Origin of the sequence: Paludisphaera rhizosphaerae, assembly GCF_011065895.1 — a bacterium.
In the GTDB taxonomy this organism is placed as follows: Bacteria; Planctomycetota; Planctomycetia; order Isosphaerales; family Isosphaeraceae; genus Paludisphaera; species Paludisphaera rhizosphaerae.
The window spans coordinates 296962-313634 of the sequence record NZ_JAALCR010000007.1 but is presented as its reverse complement, the minus strand read 5'-3'; the positions used below and the strand labels follow the sequence as shown (position 1 = coordinate 313634).

Annotated in this window: 16 protein-coding genes and 1 pseudogene; 7 read left to right on the top strand and 10 right to left on the bottom strand. The window is 64.8% G+C overall.

The genetic code is table 11. From position 1 onward, the window contains the following. Positions 1-39: 39 nt before the first annotated feature. The 3 genes from G5C50_RS11710 to G5C50_RS11700 form a co-directional block, all read right to left on the bottom strand. Positions 40-507 (bottom strand): hypothetical protein, encoded by a 468-nt coding sequence (locus G5C50_RS11710; RefSeq protein ID WP_165069278.1) that lies wholly within the window; start codon positions 505-507, stop codon positions 40-42. 114 nt (positions 508-621) lie between these two features. After that, the gene (locus G5C50_RS11705; RefSeq protein ID WP_165069276.1) at positions 622-1704 is read right to left on the bottom strand and encodes a DUF1559 family PulG-like putative transporter; all 1083 of its coding nucleotides are present in this window, start codon (positions 1702-1704) and stop codon (positions 622-624) included. A 792-nt stretch (positions 1705-2496) separates the two neighbouring features. Continuing rightward, entirely contained in the window at positions 2497-3807 is a 1311-nt protein-coding gene (locus G5C50_RS11700) for a Trx7/PDZ domain-containing (seleno)protein (protein WP_165069275.1), read from the bottom strand. A gap of 243 nt (positions 3808-4050) precedes the next feature. Here G5C50_RS11700 and G5C50_RS11695 point away from each other — a divergent pair, with 243 nt between their 5' ends. Beyond that, positions 4051-5397: a DUF2088 domain-containing protein gene (locus G5C50_RS11695; RefSeq protein WP_165069273.1), complete on the top strand. Its 1347-nt coding sequence runs from the start codon at positions 4051-4053 to the stop codon at positions 5395-5397. 83 nt (positions 5398-5480) lie between these two features. After that, positions 5481-5807 (top strand): DUF6980 family protein, encoded by a 327-nt coding sequence (locus G5C50_RS33215; protein WP_407673524.1) that lies wholly within the window; start codon positions 5481-5483, stop codon positions 5805-5807. 100 nt (positions 5808-5907) lie between these two features. On the opposite strand, the gene G5C50_RS11690 is transcribed toward G5C50_RS33215, so the two are convergent. The 3 genes and pseudogenes from G5C50_RS11690 to G5C50_RS33210 form a co-directional block, all read right to left on the bottom strand. Continuing rightward, the gene (locus G5C50_RS11690; RefSeq protein ID WP_165069270.1) at positions 5908-6165 is read right to left on the bottom strand and encodes a hypothetical protein; all 258 of its coding nucleotides are present in this window, start codon (positions 6163-6165) and stop codon (positions 5908-5910) included. 29 nt (positions 6166-6194) lie between these two features. Then, positions 6195-6734, bottom strand: a complete 540-nt coding sequence (locus G5C50_RS11685) for a hypothetical protein (RefSeq protein ID WP_165069268.1) — start codon at positions 6732-6734, stop codon at positions 6195-6197. A gap of 103 nt (positions 6735-6837) precedes the next feature. Next, a pseudogene (locus G5C50_RS33210) lies at positions 6838-7850 on the bottom strand (PDDEXK nuclease domain-containing protein). Positions 7851-8019: 169 nt separating this feature from the next. On the opposite strand from G5C50_RS33210, the gene G5C50_RS11675 reads away from it, so the two are divergent. Further along, the gene (locus G5C50_RS11675) at positions 8020-9126 is read left to right on the top strand and encodes an alpha/beta hydrolase (RefSeq protein ID WP_165069266.1); all 1107 of its coding nucleotides are present in this window, start codon (positions 8020-8022) and stop codon (positions 9124-9126) included. A 55-nt stretch (positions 9127-9181) separates the two neighbouring features. Here the strand turns inward: G5C50_RS11675 and G5C50_RS11670 are convergent, their stop codons facing one another. Further along, positions 9182-9754, bottom strand: a complete 573-nt coding sequence (locus G5C50_RS11670; RefSeq protein WP_165069264.1) for a DUF1036 domain-containing protein — start codon at positions 9752-9754, stop codon at positions 9182-9184. Positions 9755-10028: 274 nt separating this feature from the next. Between G5C50_RS11670 and G5C50_RS11665 the strand changes: the two genes are divergently transcribed. From G5C50_RS11665 to G5C50_RS11655, 3 genes are all read left to right on the top strand, one after another. Beyond that, a complete protein-coding gene (locus G5C50_RS11665; RefSeq protein WP_165069262.1) occupies positions 10029-10667 on the top strand; it encodes a sigma-70 family RNA polymerase sigma factor in 639 nt (212 codons plus the stop codon). Beyond that, positions 10664-12451, top strand: coding sequence for a serine/threonine protein kinase (locus G5C50_RS11660; RefSeq protein WP_165069260.1), 1788 nt, complete (start codon positions 10664-10666; stop codon positions 12449-12451). The genes G5C50_RS11665 and G5C50_RS11660 overlap by 4 nt, the downstream gene beginning before the upstream one ends. Positions 12452-12646: 195 nt before the next feature. After that, positions 12647-12931: a hypothetical protein gene (locus G5C50_RS11655; protein WP_165069258.1), complete on the top strand. Its 285-nt coding sequence runs from the start codon at positions 12647-12649 to the stop codon at positions 12929-12931. Between the two features lie 44 nt (positions 12932-12975). Here G5C50_RS11655 and G5C50_RS11650 read toward each other — a convergent pair whose 3' ends face one another. Continuing rightward, the gene (locus G5C50_RS11650; RefSeq protein ID WP_165069256.1) at positions 12976-13455 is read right to left on the bottom strand and encodes an Hsp20/alpha crystallin family protein; all 480 of its coding nucleotides are present in this window, start codon (positions 13453-13455) and stop codon (positions 12976-12978) included. A gap of 656 nt (positions 13456-14111) precedes the next feature. Here G5C50_RS11650 and G5C50_RS11645 point away from each other — a divergent pair. Beyond that, the gene (locus G5C50_RS11645; RefSeq protein WP_165069254.1) at positions 14112-14675 is read left to right on the top strand and encodes a hypothetical protein; all 564 of its coding nucleotides are present in this window, start codon (positions 14112-14114) and stop codon (positions 14673-14675) included. 25 nt (positions 14676-14700) lie between these two features. Here the strand turns inward: G5C50_RS11645 and G5C50_RS11640 are convergent, their stop codons facing one another. Together G5C50_RS11640 and G5C50_RS11635 are read right to left on the bottom strand one after the other, a co-directional pair. Next, the gene (locus G5C50_RS11640; protein ID WP_165069252.1) at positions 14701-16035 is read right to left on the bottom strand and encodes a DegT/DnrJ/EryC1/StrS family aminotransferase; all 1335 of its coding nucleotides are present in this window, start codon (positions 16033-16035) and stop codon (positions 14701-14703) included. Between the two features lie 178 nt (positions 16036-16213). Then, positions 16214-16597, bottom strand: coding sequence for a hypothetical protein (locus G5C50_RS11635; RefSeq protein ID WP_165069250.1), 384 nt, complete (start codon positions 16595-16597; stop codon positions 16214-16216). Positions 16598-16673 lie beyond the last annotated feature (76 nt).

Genomic DNA, 16673 nt, shown 5'->3' with positions numbered 1-16673 from the left:
GAATGCCTGCGTGCTGGAGCCCTCAATGTCGAGTCGGCGTCAGTGCTTCTTCGAGGGAGCGCCGGGGGCCATGTCGCCAGTGCCGGCGAGCTTGGCGGCCTTGAATTCGTCCGCCGTCATCTCGCGGATGGTCCGATTGTGCATGAGCACGGGACCGCCGGAGGAGGGGACCTCCTTGGCGTAGGCGAGGACGTCGTCGGCCGGATCCTTCGTCGCGGGGCCTTCCAGAACGTCCTCGATCACGACGCCGGCCCGCGCGATCACGGAGCCGTCCTGGAGTGCCTTCAGGCCCAGCGGAGCCAGCGATTCCAGAGGCGTGAGATCGGCGATCGTCGTCGGCGGCTTCTTCTTGTCGAACGTGTACTGGCGATACAACTCGCCGACGTCGCTCAACGCGTGGGCGGATCGATTGGCCTCGGTGACCGGCTCGGTCTCGGGCGAGCTGTCGCAGCCGATCCCGACCAGTCCCAGAAGAGCAACGCCAACGGCAAGGAGATGAAAACGCATGTCGAGCCTGTTCGTCCGGGGATGATGTGTCAAAGGGAAGGGAGACGGCCCGCGAGGCGCCGTCCCCCCAGTCCTCGATTCAACGAGCGGCGATCCGAGTCCAGCAACGACGACTCACAGCGCGTCGGCGCTGACGATTTCGCCGCCGGCCTTGGTCCCGACCGCCATCCAGGTCGCAAGGCTGATCGAATCCTTGACGAAGCGGACCGAGCCGTCGGCCAGGCCCACGTTCACTCCGCCGGAGTGGTAGCTGCGAGCGGCCATGTGGCCGTTGTTGAAGGCCGACCCGAAGACGCCGCAGTCGAACCACTTGGAGTTCGGGGTCAGGGTGTGGCTGTAATACCCGGTCATCGGCAGGTTGCGGTAGTACTGAAGGCCCCGATAGACGATGCGGGTGTAATAGCCCGACATGCCGTACGTGCAGTTGGGGGCGATCCCCAGGTCGCCGTTGTTGATGATGTAGACGTTCGACAGATCATCGGTCATGATCCCGCCGATGTAACCGTTGATCGAGGACGTGGTGGAAGCCTTGCCGCGACGGGTCTCGGAGAAGACCGCCGTGTTGCTCGTGCCGTCGATCACCGCCGCCACGGTCACCGGAACGCCCCGCTTGTAGACGGGATAGACGTTGGGCGCGGACGAGTCCTGGGTGAAGTTGAAGATCCCCGCCCGGGCCGTGTTCGACTCCCACGACGTGGCGGCCGTGCCGAGGTTCTGGGCGGCCGTCGCTCCCAGGCTGGCGACGTAATTGGCGTAGCCCAGGTTCGAAAGCCTCACGTTGTTGGCGTCCGACGGACAGGTGAACGCCGCGACGATCTGCGTCTGGGCCGTATCGTTCTGAGTGCCCGCCCCGTACAGGTTGATGCACCACTCGAAGTTGAAGGTGTTGTACGTGTTCGACCCTTCCATGTAGGGCAGAAGCTGGGCCAGCACGTTGGGCCGACCGCCGCAGCCGCTGTTGCTGGGATCGGTGACGGTCTGGTTGTAGTACGGGCCGAATCCGGGGAGGTAGGAGCCGGTGGCGGACTCCGCGTTGGCGAGGGCCAACCCCATCTGCTTCAGGTTGTTGACGCACTGCGCCCGGCGAGCCGCCTCGCGGGCCGACTGGACGGCGGGCAGCAGGAGAGCGATCAGAACTGCGATGATGGCGATCACCACCAGCAGTTCGATCAAGGTGAACCCGCGACGTGAAGACATGTTCGGAAGGCTCCTGTGAGTGGCAAGGGATCAAGAACGATCGAATGCGCGCCCCGATGAGCGGCGCCCGCCTCAAGAACGGATCGGTTCGATGGCAATCCAGTCGACCGCGGCCGGCGTCGTCCACGTCATCTCACTGCGAAAGGAGAGAGATTTGTGAAGTTAATGCGCGAGCAATCAGAATTCCATAGTTCTTTTAGAAAAAAACGGCACATAAATACTAATTTATTAAACCTACGATTGTCATAGGGATGGCGGTTTAGCTTCTTGCGACTCATTTTGAAGGCGCTGTTCGAAACGATTGATGATCGGACCGCGCGGCCGGCGCGGCGATAGAAGACGCGATTTCGATCGATTCGCGCAGCGGGAGCGCAGTCGTCCGCGGCGGCGATCGACGCTCGCCCGGCGGATTTGGGCCGGTCGAGGTCGCGCGTTCAGTTATTGAGGCGGCGGTTCAGACGACGTGCGACCAGCTCGAAGAGCGAGACGGTGTTCGGCCTTTCGGGTAGGTGAGATCGAATAACCGTTGTATCCGAAACTCTCCTTCCGTTCGGCCTTCTTGCCGGCGTAGGCGGGCCCGGCTTCGGCTTTCTTCCAGGCGTCGAAGCAGATCTGGGCGGACTCGGCTTTCGCGGGGTCGCCGGTCCCTTTCTTGAGCGGGTGTTTGTCGTCGGGTCGTACTTGCGGCCGCCCTTTGTCGTTGGTGCAGCGCCGGTCTCGACCGTATGGTTGACCGTCGCTTCGATTCCCGCTCGCGATCGAGATCCCTTGGCCTGGCGCCGTGAGGTTCGTCTACTGAAGCGGTAGTTTCAGCGTCATTCGCTCGCCGTTGCGGAGGACGACGACAGCCACCTCGTCGCCGGCCTTCTTTTGCTGGACGGCGTGGGCGATGAGGTCGGTCTCGGACGACTTCGCCGTTCGGCCGTCGAAGGAGACGAGAACGTCGCCTTTCTGGAAGCCGGCCTTCTTGGCGGCGGCGTGCTCGCCATACTGGCCGACGTGCTCGACGCGCAGGGCCATGGCGTCGGCCGGCAGCTTGGCCCGCTCGCGGTCGGCGGCGTCCAACTCCGCCAGCTTCAGGCCGCCCAGCCCCATGCGCCGGAGGTCCCAGGTGGTCACTCGCCACGAGACGTCGGCGCGCCGCCATCCTTCGGGGAGGTCGAGCGTCGCGTCCGTGGTCTTGCCGCCGCGCGTGATCGTCGCGGGGATCTTCGCGCGGTCGGGGGTGTTGTGGAGCACCCACTGGATGTCGGCGATCGACAGCATCGGCTGGCCCGCCAGGGTCGCGAACTCGTCGCCGACCTTCACCCCGGCCCGCTCGGCGATCGAGCCAGGCTCGACCTGCTCGACCAGGGCCATGCCCCGCGGGTCCATCTTCAGGCCCAGGACGGCCGGGTCGGGATACGGGAAGAGCACGGCGTCGGGGATGGGCTCCTTAGACGCCCGGTAGACGAGCCGCTCGGCCTCGCGGATCTGGTGGCAGTGCATGCAGCTCTGGGCCGTCTTCCCCTCGTAGTCGATCCGCTCCCCGTACCGGCCTGAGAGCGCGGGGTAGTCGCGGGGCGTCTTGTAGCGCTCCTGCTTCACCTGCTTGCCCGCCAGCGAGGCCTTCGCCGCCGCGCCCTGTTTGTGCAGGCGGAGCGCGGCCTCCATCGCCTTGCGCAGGCCCTCCAGCGAGATGTCCTCGTATTCCGGGCGCTTCGATCGGGTGCCGTAGCGGCCGTAGATGGTCAGGTCCGGGGCCATCAGGTAGGCGGCGAACGACTGGTCGAAGTCGTGCTGGAAGAGCGTGAGGTCGACCACGTTGGCCTGGACGATGCGGACGCAGACGAACTCGTCGAGCAGGTCGCGGATGATCGGGTCGCGGCGAGCCACGTCGTCGTCGAACTTCTGGCAGGCCACACACGGGATGCAGCGAAAGACGACCAGCAACGGCCGGTCCGCCTCTTTGGCCACCTTCGCCCCATCGGCCAGGTCGTTGTAGATCCACTCCCGCGATCCCACGAACGACGCGCGGTCGTTGCGGACCTTCGTGTCCCGGTCTTGCGCGTCCGCCGGGTACGTCAGGAGAAGCACGCCGATCAACGCCATCCAGCTACGCATGACCGTTCACCTCCCGTGTTCGTGGATGCCTTCGCGACATCCTAATCGCACCGGGCCGCGCCGGGAAACAGGATGGCGCGTTCGTGGAGCGAGATTCCGCGGCGGGCCTCGCGCGGCGGCAAGGGCCGCGGCCGTTTCGGTCGGAGCCAGAGGTTATGTTGAAGTCATCTCCGGTAGAATCGAAGGCCCTCGATCCGAAGGGCGAACGAATCGATTCCCGGCGGCTGAACTGAGAAGACCCCCATGAAGCTGGATCTTTGCCCGCGCGTCCTGGACCTGCCCCCCTTCGCCGTGGTGGAGCAGGAGTTCGCCAGGCCCCGAGAGGCCGACGTGCCGGCGGCGGTGATTCGGGAACTCCGCAAGATCTTCCCCGTCCCCGAGAACCTGGCCGGGAAAGTCGTCGGGCTCACGATGCCTAGCCGAGGGATCCGCGACATCCAGACCGTGGTCCGCACGGCCGTCGCGTTCCTCAAACCTTATTGCCGAGAGGTCCGCATCCTCACCGCGATGGGGACGCACGGCGGGGGGACGGCCGAGGGCGAACGCGAGATGGCCGCCTCGCGGGGCGTTACTGAAGATGCGGTCGGCGCGCGGGTCTTCTCGAACATGCAGACGCGACACATCGCCAACGTGGGCGACGTCGAGGTCTACGTCTCGGAAGACGCGCTGGCGTGCGACCTGGTGCTGCTGGTCAACCGGATCAAGGAGCACACGGACATCGACTGGCCCGTGCCGCTCGCCGAGGGTTGTTACGGCCTGGAGTCCGGCTTCGCCAAGATCCTCGCGCTCGGGATCTCGAAGATGCGGGCGATCGAGATGCACAAGCACATCCCCGGCATCGGGCTCGGGGCCGCCATCGAGATCTCCGCCAGGCGCACCATCGGCGGGGCCGAGTTGAAGATCGCGGGGGGCCTGGGAATCGTCGAGAACGGGGCCGACGAGACGGCCGAGATCATCGGCGTCCCCGTCTCGACGGTCGACGGCTTCTTCGCCATCGAGGCGGCCGCCCTCGAACGCTCCAAGGCGCTCATGCCGTCTCTCCCGGTCATGGAGTTGGACCTGCTCTACTGCGCCTATCTCGGCAAGGACAAGTCGGGACAGGGGATGCACACAAAGACGATCGGCAGGTCGCCGTACGGATACGTCCAGGGCCGGGCGTGGAAGCCGTGGATGCCGCGAATCCAAACGATCATCGGCGGCCGGCTCACCGAGGGGAGCCACGGCAATGCGATCGGCGTGGGCCTCTGCCAGTTCATCACGCGACGCTTCGACGAGGCCGTAGACTGGGAGCGGACGGCCGTGAACTGCCTCTCGGCCCTGACCCCCAACCAGGCCATGCGGCCGATCGTCTGCGAGAACGATCGCGACGCCCTCGAACTGGCCCTCGCCATCTGCCCGTCAGGCCCGCGAGGCGTCCGCGCGGCGATGATCTTCAGCACGCTCGAGATGACGCGAATCCTCCTCACGCCCGCAGCGCTGGAGGATGTTTCCAGCGAGGCAGGCGCCCGCGTCATCGTCCAGCCGAGCCCGCTCCGCTTCGACGCCGAGGGATGGCTCAAACTCGATCGCTACTGGGGCGAGGACCACTGACTCACGCAGGAAGTCTTCGGCGTGCTGAAGCGAGACCACAGCCTGAGGATCGATGTTGAAAAAAGTTATGGCACATACAGGAGGTGCGAGAGCAAAACGTGTTAATTCACTGCTGCGAGGACATGAGGCGGAACGTCGAGGCGGTCTGTGACCAACATCCAGATCGTCACGACTGCCCGGATTGCCTTGTGGAGTACGTGGCTCACCTGCGAGAGTACGGCCTGATGATTCACGACGGGGGGACTTCTTCGCTCCGAATCCGCTTCTGCCCATGGTGCGGCGCCCAGCTTCCTGAAACACTGCGAGATCGGTGGTTCGAGGAACTGGCGTGCCGCGGGATCGACCCGTGGGAGGACGAAATTCCCGAGTCGTTCCGATCATCGGCGTGGTGGGCGGACGGAGTCGCCTAAGATTCCGCAGTAACAGGCCCGGCCTGCCCCCAGGCTTGGTGAGATCGGTTGCCGTAGGATTAGGGTGAAACGTTTCAGAAGCCGAGTGGGGCAGGAGATATCACTCCGTCCACCCGTCCAGTGGGATACCGAAGATCTCGAGGGCCGTGTCCTTCGCGTCCTCGATCGTCTCATGCCAGGTGTCGGCGGTGAAACAGCCCTCGGGGCTCATCACCAGGTGATAGCCGCTCTTGCCGTCGCCGTCGATTTTTAGGGCGACGACACACCGTTGCAGGTGGCTGGCCCCGGCATCGGACGGTTCTGCCACCTTCCATCTGTTGCCATATCCGCGGATCAGAATTTCGACGACCGCCTTCATCGGATAGGTTCTCCCAGCCCGGCTCCCGCTCAAACCAACTGGGTGCACAGCAAGAAAGCGGCCATCGCGCCAAGGGCGATCCACAGAACGCCCAGAGCGCGGCCAAGACGGTCTTGCCACGACGGCGCGGGGTTCCACACGCCCACGAGTCGGAGGGTCGCCCAGCTTGAGAGGATCGCGGAGCCGATCAGCGGGGTGGTGACGGCGTGCCATGCCAGGTAGTCGTTCGGCCGTTTGCCGTTGAGCGCGACCAGGAGGCCGCTGAGGACAAGCGTCGGGACGAGGACCACAGTCGCGATCAGGCAGGCGGCGTATCCGGGCCGACCTCTCGATTGGTAGTACAGGCAGAAGGGCGTCAGCCCCGCGCCGAGAGGAAGGCCAAGGAAGAGTCCCCACTCCGAGGCCGCCTCCAGCAGGTTCTTGAGCGACCAGTGCATGCCGTCTCCGGTCAGCCTCGACCAGCTCCTGGCGAGCTCGCGGTCCATGTCGGCGACCTTCATCAGAGCCAACCCCAGGCCGAGCCCGACCATCAAGACCATGCCGTCAGCCAGCGAAAAGCGTCGTTCCATGCAGACCTCCGGGGCGATTGTACCCGGAGACGCGGGGCGATGCCTGACGCCCGGTTACTGGCGGGCAGGGGCTCAACCCGATGTCTTCGCATTATGGACGGCGTCATCCCTCGTCTCCGGCCAAAGTCCGTTCCAGTTCGCGGCGGAGTTCCTCGCGGTTCGGCAAGTAGAGTTGGTACTTCTGGACGAAAAGCTGGCTGTTCATGCCGTACGTGGCGTACTGAACAAGAAGTTCGTCCTTGTTGCGAGTCAGAATGATGCCGATGGGCGGGTTGTCGCCTTCCACGTTTTCCTCGGCTGCGAAGTAGCCGAGGTAGAGGTTCATCTGGCCGATGTCATGGTGTTGCACGTCGTCGATTTTCAGGTCGATCAGCACGAAGCAGCGCAGGATTCGATGGTAGAAGACGAGGTCGACGCGGTAGTGCGTGTTGTTGATCGTGACGCGATACTGCCGGCCCACGAACGTGAAGCCCTTGCCGAGTTCGAAGAGGAACTGTTGGAGGTGGTCGCAAAGCCGGGTTTCCAGCTCGGTCTCGGAGAGGGCGACGGCCTCGGGGATTTGGGGAACTCGAAGATGTACGGCTCGCGGTGCAGGTCGACGGGTTGCTCGACGATCTGGCCCTGGGACGAGAGCTGAAGCACGCCTTCCCTGTCCTTGCTCGCCGCGAGCCGGAGGAACAGGCCGCTTTGCATCTGCCGCTTCAACTCCCGGACGCCCCAGCGTTCGAGCGCCATTTGCTTCTCATAGAAGCCGCGTTCGAGCGGGTCGCCGATCTTGAGTAGCTCGACGACGTGGGACCAACTGAAAAGTCCAGACAGCGTCTGGACTTTCGGGTAGGCGAGATAGAACTGCCGCATGTTGAACACGTTGCTGCGGCTGAAGCCCCGGCCGTGGCGGAGCGTCAGGTCCTTCGCCAGGCGAGGGATCAGGCCGGCCCCGTACTCGGCCCTGGCCTTGCCGCCTTGCTCGAACTCGACGATGTGCCGCCCGACGCGTCAGTAGGTTTCCAGGATGTGGGCGTGGACGGCCTGGATCGCCAGGGAGCGGCCGGTTTGAAGCGTCTCGCCGATCCGTTGGAGGAGCTCGTCGTAACGGTCCGCGTGCGTTGGCTCCATCGCGTCCCCTCAATGGGAATCGAGCGCGTCGATTGACGACGGATTATACTCGTGCCAACCGGGTGGAGTCGTGCCGACCGTTGCGAAATCGGGTAAATAGGATGACTCGCGGCGCTCGCTCCGGCGCCGTCTCGGACGCTCTCCAAGAGAAGAAGCCACGAGGGATGGTATGTTCAAATCGCTGATGGCGTTTCTCATCGCCGTTCTCGCATGCTCCGAGGCGTCGGCCCAGTCGCGGCCGCAGCCGCCGACGCGGAAGTTCGACGACCCGGGCGCGCCGCCGTTCAAGGTGCTGAAGGAAGGGGAGAACCCCCCGCTCGACGCCTACGACAACTTCGTCGTCGGGCCGAACTACACCCCCGCGCCGGAGCGCAAGAAGGTCGATGGGGTCCCCGAGGGGAAGGTGGAACAGTTGGTCATCGACTCCAAGGAGACGAAGCTCTTCAATCCCGGCATCGCCCGCAACGAGTTCGGCAAGGTGGACCCCAGCAATCCCAAGACGCTGATCGTTGAGACGCACCCCATCGACTACCAGCGGAAGATCGGCGTCTACGTCCCCGCCCAGTACAAGGCCGGGACCGAGGCACCGTTCATGGTGGTCCACGACGGCCCCGGCCAGGCCAACGGCTTCAAGACGATCCTGGACAACCTGATCCAGCAGAAACGGATTCCGCCGATCGTCCTCATCTCCATCGGCAACGGCGGCGGCGATGCCCAGGGTCACGAGCGCGGCAAGGAATACGACAACATGAACGGCGACTACGCCGAGTACATCGAAACCGAGGTGCTGCCGCGCGTGGAGAAGCACTGCGGGGTGAAGCTGACGAAAGACCCCAACGGCCGCGCGGCGATGGGCAATAGCTCCGGCGGCTCCGCGGCCCTCATCATGGCCTGGTTCCGCAACGACCTGTACCACCGCGTGCTGACGACCTCGGGCACGTTCGTGAACCAGGCGTGGCCCTTCGATCCTAAGTACCCGGGCGGCGCCTGGGGCTTCCACGAGGAACTCATCCCCAACAGCCCCAAGAAGCCCATCCGGCTGTTCATCTCCGTCGGCGACGGGGACCTGCTCAACCCCAACGTGATGCGCGACGGAATGCACGACTGGGTCGAGGCCAACAATCGCATGGCCAAAGCGCTGAAGGCCAAAGGATATGAGTATCAATACCTGTTCTGCCAGGGAGCCAGGCACAGCGTCGGCAACGCCCAGCAGCAGTTCCTGCCGCACGCCATCGAGTGGGTGTGGAAGGGGTACGCTCCCGGGACGGGCGGCTGATCGCCGCGGGCGGATCTCGGTCCGGCCCGCGCCGAGGGGCGGGGCCGGGTTCAGGTCAGTCCAGGTTCATGAAGAATGGGCTGCGATTCCCGGTGTCGATTTCCCGGAAGTCTTTCTGGACGAAGCCGCGGCTGTGGTGCTGGGTGGGCAGGATCAGGGCCTGGCGGGCGCCGTTGTTGTAGGAGAAGGCCTCGCGGGGGTGGACGAAGAAGGCCTTGTACCCGCGGTGCTCGTGGCCGTCGGCTGTGACCGTATAGTAATAGTACCAGCGACTGCGGATGTCCGTCGTCGTCTGGACCGTTTGCCCGGGCGGCACGGCGTACCAGCCGGAGACGCGCCAGCCGCCTGGGGCCGCAGCGGCGGGACGATGCGGATTCCCGTCGACGGTCCTCGCGGCTCCTTCTTCGAAATAAGCCAGCGCCAGAAAGACGGTCTGGGCGCTCCGATTGTGGAACCAGAGGCCGCCGTAGCTGGACGCGTCACTCTTCGGTCGGTCATGGAACGGGTTTCTCTTGCCGAATCTTCGTCCGATCCCCCACGAGTTGATCAGGGCGTCGTCTGGGGGAGCCTCCGCGCAGAGGGGGAACACCGAGTCGAGGGGCATCTGGAACCGTCGCACGTTGTACATTGTTTTCTCGTAACGGATTAGGGCCGATCGACCCACGGTTGCCCCCATCAGTCTGGGAGGGTCGAGTCGCTCTTCTGCCAGGGCCCTTGCGTTGAGTCCTGCAGCCTCGCCTGAAAAGTCACGCGGATTCCCGATTTTGCGAGTTCATGGAAGATTAAAACAAACATAAACTGTCCGGATGCGTAGCAAGGTGATTCGAGAGGTTGGGGGCGGAGGGCCTTGCGCGGGTGAATCATGTCGTCCGGATCGAAGATCGATTCGAGGGGACCGAGCGATGGCGCAAGTTGACTCCGAGACCGCGGAATTGCTCCGGCTCGTCGACTGCGGCGACGATGCGGCGTTGCAGCGGCTGCTGATGCTTCATTCGGACCGACTGCGACGCGCGGTGGCCGTCCACATGGACCGTCGCCTGGCGAAGCGCTTCGACCCCTCCGACATCGTCCAGGAAGCTCTGGTCGACGCCAGCCGGAAGCTGCCCGACTACCTTCGCGAACAGCCGATCCCCTTCTATCCGTGGCTCCGTCGCCTCGCCCTGGAGCGTCTTGTCCAGGCTCACCGCCGTCACCTGTGGTCGAAGGCCCGGGCCGTCAGCCGCGAGGAGTCGGAGGACCTTCTCCTCCCCGATGAATCGGTGCTGCTGCTGGTCGATCGGCTGGCGGCCAGCGGCCCGAGCCCCAGCCAGGTCCTGATGCAGGACGACTCTCGGGAGCAGATCTTCGCCGCGCTGGGGCGGCTGACGCTGAGCGACCGCCAGGTGCTGGTGATGCGCTATCTGGAAGAGCTTCCCTTCGGCGAGATCGCCGCGGCTCTGGGTCTTGAGGTCGGGGCCGTCAAGATGCGACACCTTCGCGCCATCCGGCGCCTTCAGGCCTTGCTGCGAGACGGAGACGGCTCCGGGAGCCGCGAACCATGATCGACCCGAACGTCGGCGACGAGAAGCAGGAAGTCGGGAAGTCGGAGCAGAGCCTGGCCGAGGAGGCCGCCGATTTCGCCGATCGACTTCGGGCGGGCGAGCGCCCGGATCTGGAAGCCTACATCCGCGAGCGTCCCGAACACGCCGAACAACTGCGCGCATTGCTGTCGGCCATCGCCCGGATGAACGATCTCAGGGAACCCACCGACGGGGGTGAGACTTGGAGAGACTTCGTCGACGTCATCAACAGCGCGGATACATTGGAGCAGGACGAATTCAGGATCCTGAGAGAGATCGGCCGAGGAGGCATGGGGATCGTCTACGAGGCGGTGCAAATGTCGCTCAACCGTCGCGTGGCGCTCAAGGTCCTGACGACCAGCTCGATCGCCGACCCTCACCGGATTCAGAGGTTCCAGCTTGAGGCCCGGGTGTTGGCCGCTCTGACTCATCCCAACATCGTGCCGATCTACTCCATCGGCCACAACCGGGGCGTCCCTTATCTCGCCATGCAATTGATCGAAGGCCGGACGCTGGCCGAGGTCGCCCGCGAGTTGAGGATCCTTCGCGGTCTGGAGGTTGAGGGGACGGTCAGCGAAACGACCCGCTCCATGGTGAACGGGTGGTCCGAGCCGACCGGTGCCGCGACCGAGGACGAGCTTCTCCTCGATCCCACGGATCCGATGGATGCGACGCCGCCTCCGCGGACCAGCAAATCCCTGGAAGACACCGAAACCTGGCCCCGGACTCGCACCCATGACCGGACGGTCGCCGAACTCGGCCTGCAGGCGGCCGAGGCGCTTGCGTACGCTCACGGCCTCAAGGTCATCCACCGCGACATCAAGCCGGCGAACCTGCTCGTCGACGCCCACGGTCATCTCTGGATCACCGACTTCGGGATGGCCCGGCTTGAAGGCGAGAGCGATCTGACCCGGACCGGCGACCTGGTCGGAACCTTGAAGTACATGAGCCCAGAGCAGGCGTCGGGGAGCCGGGTCCTGGTGGACGGTCGCACCGACGTCTATTCCCTGGGAGCGACGCTCTACGAACTCTTGACCCTTCAGCCCGCCTTCGTCGGCGAAGACCGAAAGGATCTGCTGCGAAAGATCATCCAGGGGACGCTCCAGCCGCCCAGGTCGATCGATCCCTCGATTCCGGTCGACCTGGAGACCCTGGTCCTCAAGGCGATGGCGAGGGAGCCTGGCAACCGATACCCATCCGCTCGCGAGATGGCCGACGACCTGCGGCGCTTCCTCGCGTACGAACCGATCCGGGCTCGACCCCTGGGCCTCGTCGAACGGATGCGACAGTGGTGCTTGCGGCCGGAACGCGTCCGAGAAGCGGGCGCGGCGCTTTTGCTTTTGGGCTTCGTGACCAGCGGAATCGGCGCGATCTATTACCTCGTCTATCTCGCGGGATTCGTCAAACCAAAACATCCCGGTGATTTTGTGCGAGATCTGCTCGTCGCCTTTCTCTGCTTCGACGCCCCGCCCCTTTGGTGCGGCTTCAAGACGCTGGCTGGGAAACGATACGGCCTCTGGCTCGGCCTGGCGACTTCACTGAACTTTATGATCTGGCTGCTGTTCGCGCTCTGCGGCTGGAACGTGCTCGACTACGGCGGGGTTTACGAAAAACAGGACGCCAAGCTCCCCTTTCTCCTCATACTGCTGATGCTGGTGTTATATACGGTTGTGTATTCGTGCATCGGTCTGGCGGCGGATCGAGCGAGCCGCGGCAGCCTTGCCGACGTCGTGAGCTGGAAAGGATCCGAAGGGGGCGTCGCCTAGCCACGCGCCGTCAGCGGGAAGATCGAGAGACTGTCCCAAAAGTGCGTTGAACTGAGCATCCGAACGCCGCTTCTCCGGCGACGCCTGTTTCCACGGTTCGGGAACCGCCAGAATGGGGGGCGTGTCGGCCGGCGTCGGCTGTCGACATCGACATCCGACGCCCGTCGGATTCAAGCCGGGACCGGGAGGCCCCTGATGTATGTGATGTATGGGACGTTCGTGAAGCCCTCGTCGCTCCAGGGCTGCCTGGCCCTCGCCGACCAGGCCCTGCAGTCGCAGGGGCTGGTCGTCGTCAAGGGGGCCGACGGCGCGGACTATCTGGTGGCCGGCGGCAACGACGCCGTCAGCGTGACGATCGTCGCCGTACCGCAGCCGAATGGGACGTGGATGGTCGTCTCCGCCTCCTCCATGGATCTCGGCCTCGCGACCCAGGCGCGGGACGTCGTCCGAGACCTGATCGAGCGGACGCCGACTCCATGAAGGACGCGGAGAGCCTCGTCGCAGGGCCGCCGGATCGACTCGGCTCAGGTCTTCGCCGGCTGCCGGTCGACCTGGGGTCGGGCCGCCCCGCCGATCTTGATCTGCTGCGGCTTGGCCGCCTCCGCCTTGGGTAGGCGGAGCGTCAGGACGCCGTGCTCGTACGACGATTCCGCCCTGGAGGCGTCGACCGGATCGCTCAGCGTCACGGATCGCTGGAACGTGCCGGAGCGGCGTTCGCGGACGTGCCAGCGTTCGCCCTGCTTCTCCTCCTCGGCCGAGGTCTCCCCTCGGATGGAGAGCGTGTCGCCGCGGACGGAGACCTGCAGGTCCTCGGGCTTGACGCCCGGCAGCGACGCCTTGACCACGAATCCATCCTCCGACTCCGAGACGTCGATCGGCAGGGCGAGCGGATCGTCCTGGGCCCCGAAGCTGGACGGACGGATGAAACTCTCCTGGAACAAGCTGTTCATCGCATCCCGAAGGCTGATCGCCTCGCGGAACGGATCCCAACGTTGGATCGCCATGGCTGTCCCTCCTAACAGGTCTCCTCCCTGAGCGGGACGAGGCGGCCGGACGGTCGTCCCATGTCGTCACGAGATTTCAGTGATTTCCGGCGAAAATGATAAAAGCATGTCGCGCGCCAATCGGTGTGCGATTTGCAAGTTCTTGCGACGACGACCTTTGTGTCATGATCGCTGGGTGCGTGGGTCGGCCGGTTAAGTCAAAATGGCAGGTTGTGCAGATTCTTGTGGGTGTCGATTTGACATGCCGGATGAGGCTGCGGCCCGACTGATGATACGGGGGCGTGTCGGGGCGAGCGTCGCGTCGAGCAGAGCAGGAGCAGGCGTCGCGACGCTCAGGCTCGGCTGGGGCGAGTCGATGAGAACGGTGCGGGCCGCACTTTCCGAGATTCGGGGAGGCGACCCGACGCCGAGCCTTTCAACGCTGCTCGGCCGACGCTGGCGAGGATTTGAATCTTTTTCCTGTCGGAATGGGAACTTGATCTTCGAGGATGTTATTAAACGAGTCGGCATGCGTTTTGCCGATTCCTTCGCGTCACCTCTGACGAGCACCTCGAATCTTACGATCGACCAGGCTCCGCGCTTTTCGGCGTGGGGCTCTCTTTTCACGATATGACAGTGCGCCTCAGGGATGATCCGCACCGCCATGGGAGGATACCATGCGCGCCTCGATCTCCTTCGCAGCGATATCGGTCGGCCTGATCTCGGGATGCGCTAGCGACGGCAGCGTTCGGTACGTCTATCAGGATAAGGACTTCGGCGTGGTCGGCATGCCCGAGAACACGAATCGATGGCCGACCCACTATCGGCGGCGGGCCGAGAAGTTGATGGACAAGCAGTTCCCTGAGGGGCACGAGATCGTCCGCGCCGAGGAGGTGGACGCCGGCTCGCGCACGCTCAAGATCGAAGGGTCCAAGACGGCCGAGATCAGCCCGCAGGCGCCGGCCGATTTCCTGAACGTTGCAAAATTGGGCAGGACTGCCAGCCGCAGCCAGTCCGATGTTACCAAGATCAAGGAATGCCGGATCGTCTATCGCCGCCTGGGATCGGCGGAGCCCCGCGGCTACAGCGACGATATGGCCCTCAACCCGACGCGCTACCTTGACCCCAACGACCTCGCGCGGAAGAAGCTCGAAGCGGGGATCGGCGACGACGAGGTCAAGAAGTCGAGCGGCGAGCAGGCGAGCCGGACCGCCAAGCCGGAAAAGCCCAATGAGGGATGAGGGCTGATCCGGCTCGGTTCACGATTCACGAGGCGTAATGATCGGCGACCTTGCGGACGGCGGCGGCCATGCTGCGGACGTAGGATTCGGTCATCCCCTCGTGGATCGTCAGGCGGAAGCACGTCTTGAGGATCGACTCGGCCTCGGGGCAGGAGACCTTGGTGTAGTCCATATCGGTCAGGCCCATCTCCTTGAGGGGCCATCGGCCGGCGAAGAAGCCGTGGTTCTGGAAGACCGGGTTGCCGTAGAGCGGCACGGGGATGTAGCCCTCCGAGGCCGGCGCGCCCTCGGCGGCGATCGCCTTGACGAACTCGGTCCGGTCGCAGCGGAGCGCCTCCGGCCGGACGCGCAGCATGTAGAACCAGAATGAGCAACGGTCTTCGTCGCGGATCCGGGGAAGCTCGACGCCCTTGACGCCGGCCAACTCGTCGCTGAGGAGGCGGCCCAGCCGGCTGCGGGTCTCGACGATCGACTCCACGCGCTCCATCTGCGCAGCGGCGACGGCGGCCTGGGGCTCGCTCATCCGGTAGTTGGTGGCGAAAGTTTCGAAGAGTCCGCCCTTGCCCAGGCGGTCCATCCCCTTATCGCCGAACTGCTGGAGCTTCCTCCCGATCGCCGGGTCGCCCGACGCGACCACGCCGCCGTCGCCGCAGGTGACGTGCTTGGAGTTCTGGAGCGAGAAGCAGGCGACGTCCCCCTCGGTGCCGATCGGCTTCCCGCCCCGGAGCGCTCCCCAGGCCTGGGCGCAGTCCTCGATCAGGACGAGCTTGTGGCGGGCCGCGATCGACTTCAGGGCGTCGAGGTCGCAGGGGTTGCCGGCGAGGTGGACGGCGATGATCGCCTTCGTCCTGGGCGTGATCCGCCGCTCCACGTCGGCGGGGTCGAGGTTGTACGTGTTGCGGCCGAGGTCGGCGAAGACGGGGACGGCCTGCTGGAACAGGACGCCGATCACCGTGCCGATGTCGGTGATCGGGCTGGTGATCACCTCGTCCCCCGGCGCGATCCCCGCGGCGGCCACGGCGATGTGGAGCGCCGCCGTCCCGGACGAACAGGACATCGCCTGGGGCAGGGGGCAGATCTTCCGGAAGCGGTCGAGCAGCAGGGTGGTCTGGGGGCCCTTCCAGTAGAAGAGCGTGTCCTGCCCGAGCATCGCGTCGAGCCGCCCCTTCTCGGGCCCCCCCCAGCGGACGAGCTTCGGCAGCCGCTCGACGACCGCCTTCGCGCCGCCGTGCAACGCGAGCTTCGCCGGCTCAGCCGCCGCCGCTGCCGAAGCTTTCGACCCCACGGCCGCCGCCGCGCCGAGGGCGATCGAGGAGGCGGCCAGGAACTCGCGGCGGGAGAGGTTCTCGTCAGGGTTCATCCGGAGGCTCCTCGGCGGCTTGCAGGGGTGTTCGATCGAACCTCGATGCGAAGCCCTACCTTAACCTCCCTTCTCCCCTGGTGGGAGAAGGTGGCCCGGAGGGCCGGATGAGGGGGACCAAGACGACTGTCGGCGTTCACGGGAAGTCGGTGGCAACTCGCTCGCCGCCTCCCTTCGATTAGAGCCGCATCTCATAAACTTTGATGTGCGGAAGAGAAACCTTCACCCATGACCCGATCGTCGGGAAGGCTCCTTCAAGCGCGACGAGAATCAGGGAATCCCCGAGCCGCAAGCTCGCCGCTCCGTCATCGAACAGGCTTTCAATTCTGGCGACGAGCGTGACCTGGCTGCCAGAGTCCTCGATGCGAGGGACTTCGTCGTCGGTCGCCTTGGTGTTGACGCCGATATGGAGCGGTTGGTCGATGTCTATCTCGACGTGATATTCTCGGCCCAGTTGAGGGGCTGCTTCAGACCAGACACCGCGACCGGAGCCGTACCGACAAGTGAACTCGATCACCGCCTTCGCAGTCATGCTGTCGACGGAAGTGATAGTTATGAGCATTGATGGATCGTTTGCCCAGGTCGGCTGACGGTTGCGACCCCCTCATCCGCCCTTCGGGGCACCTTCTCCCACGAGG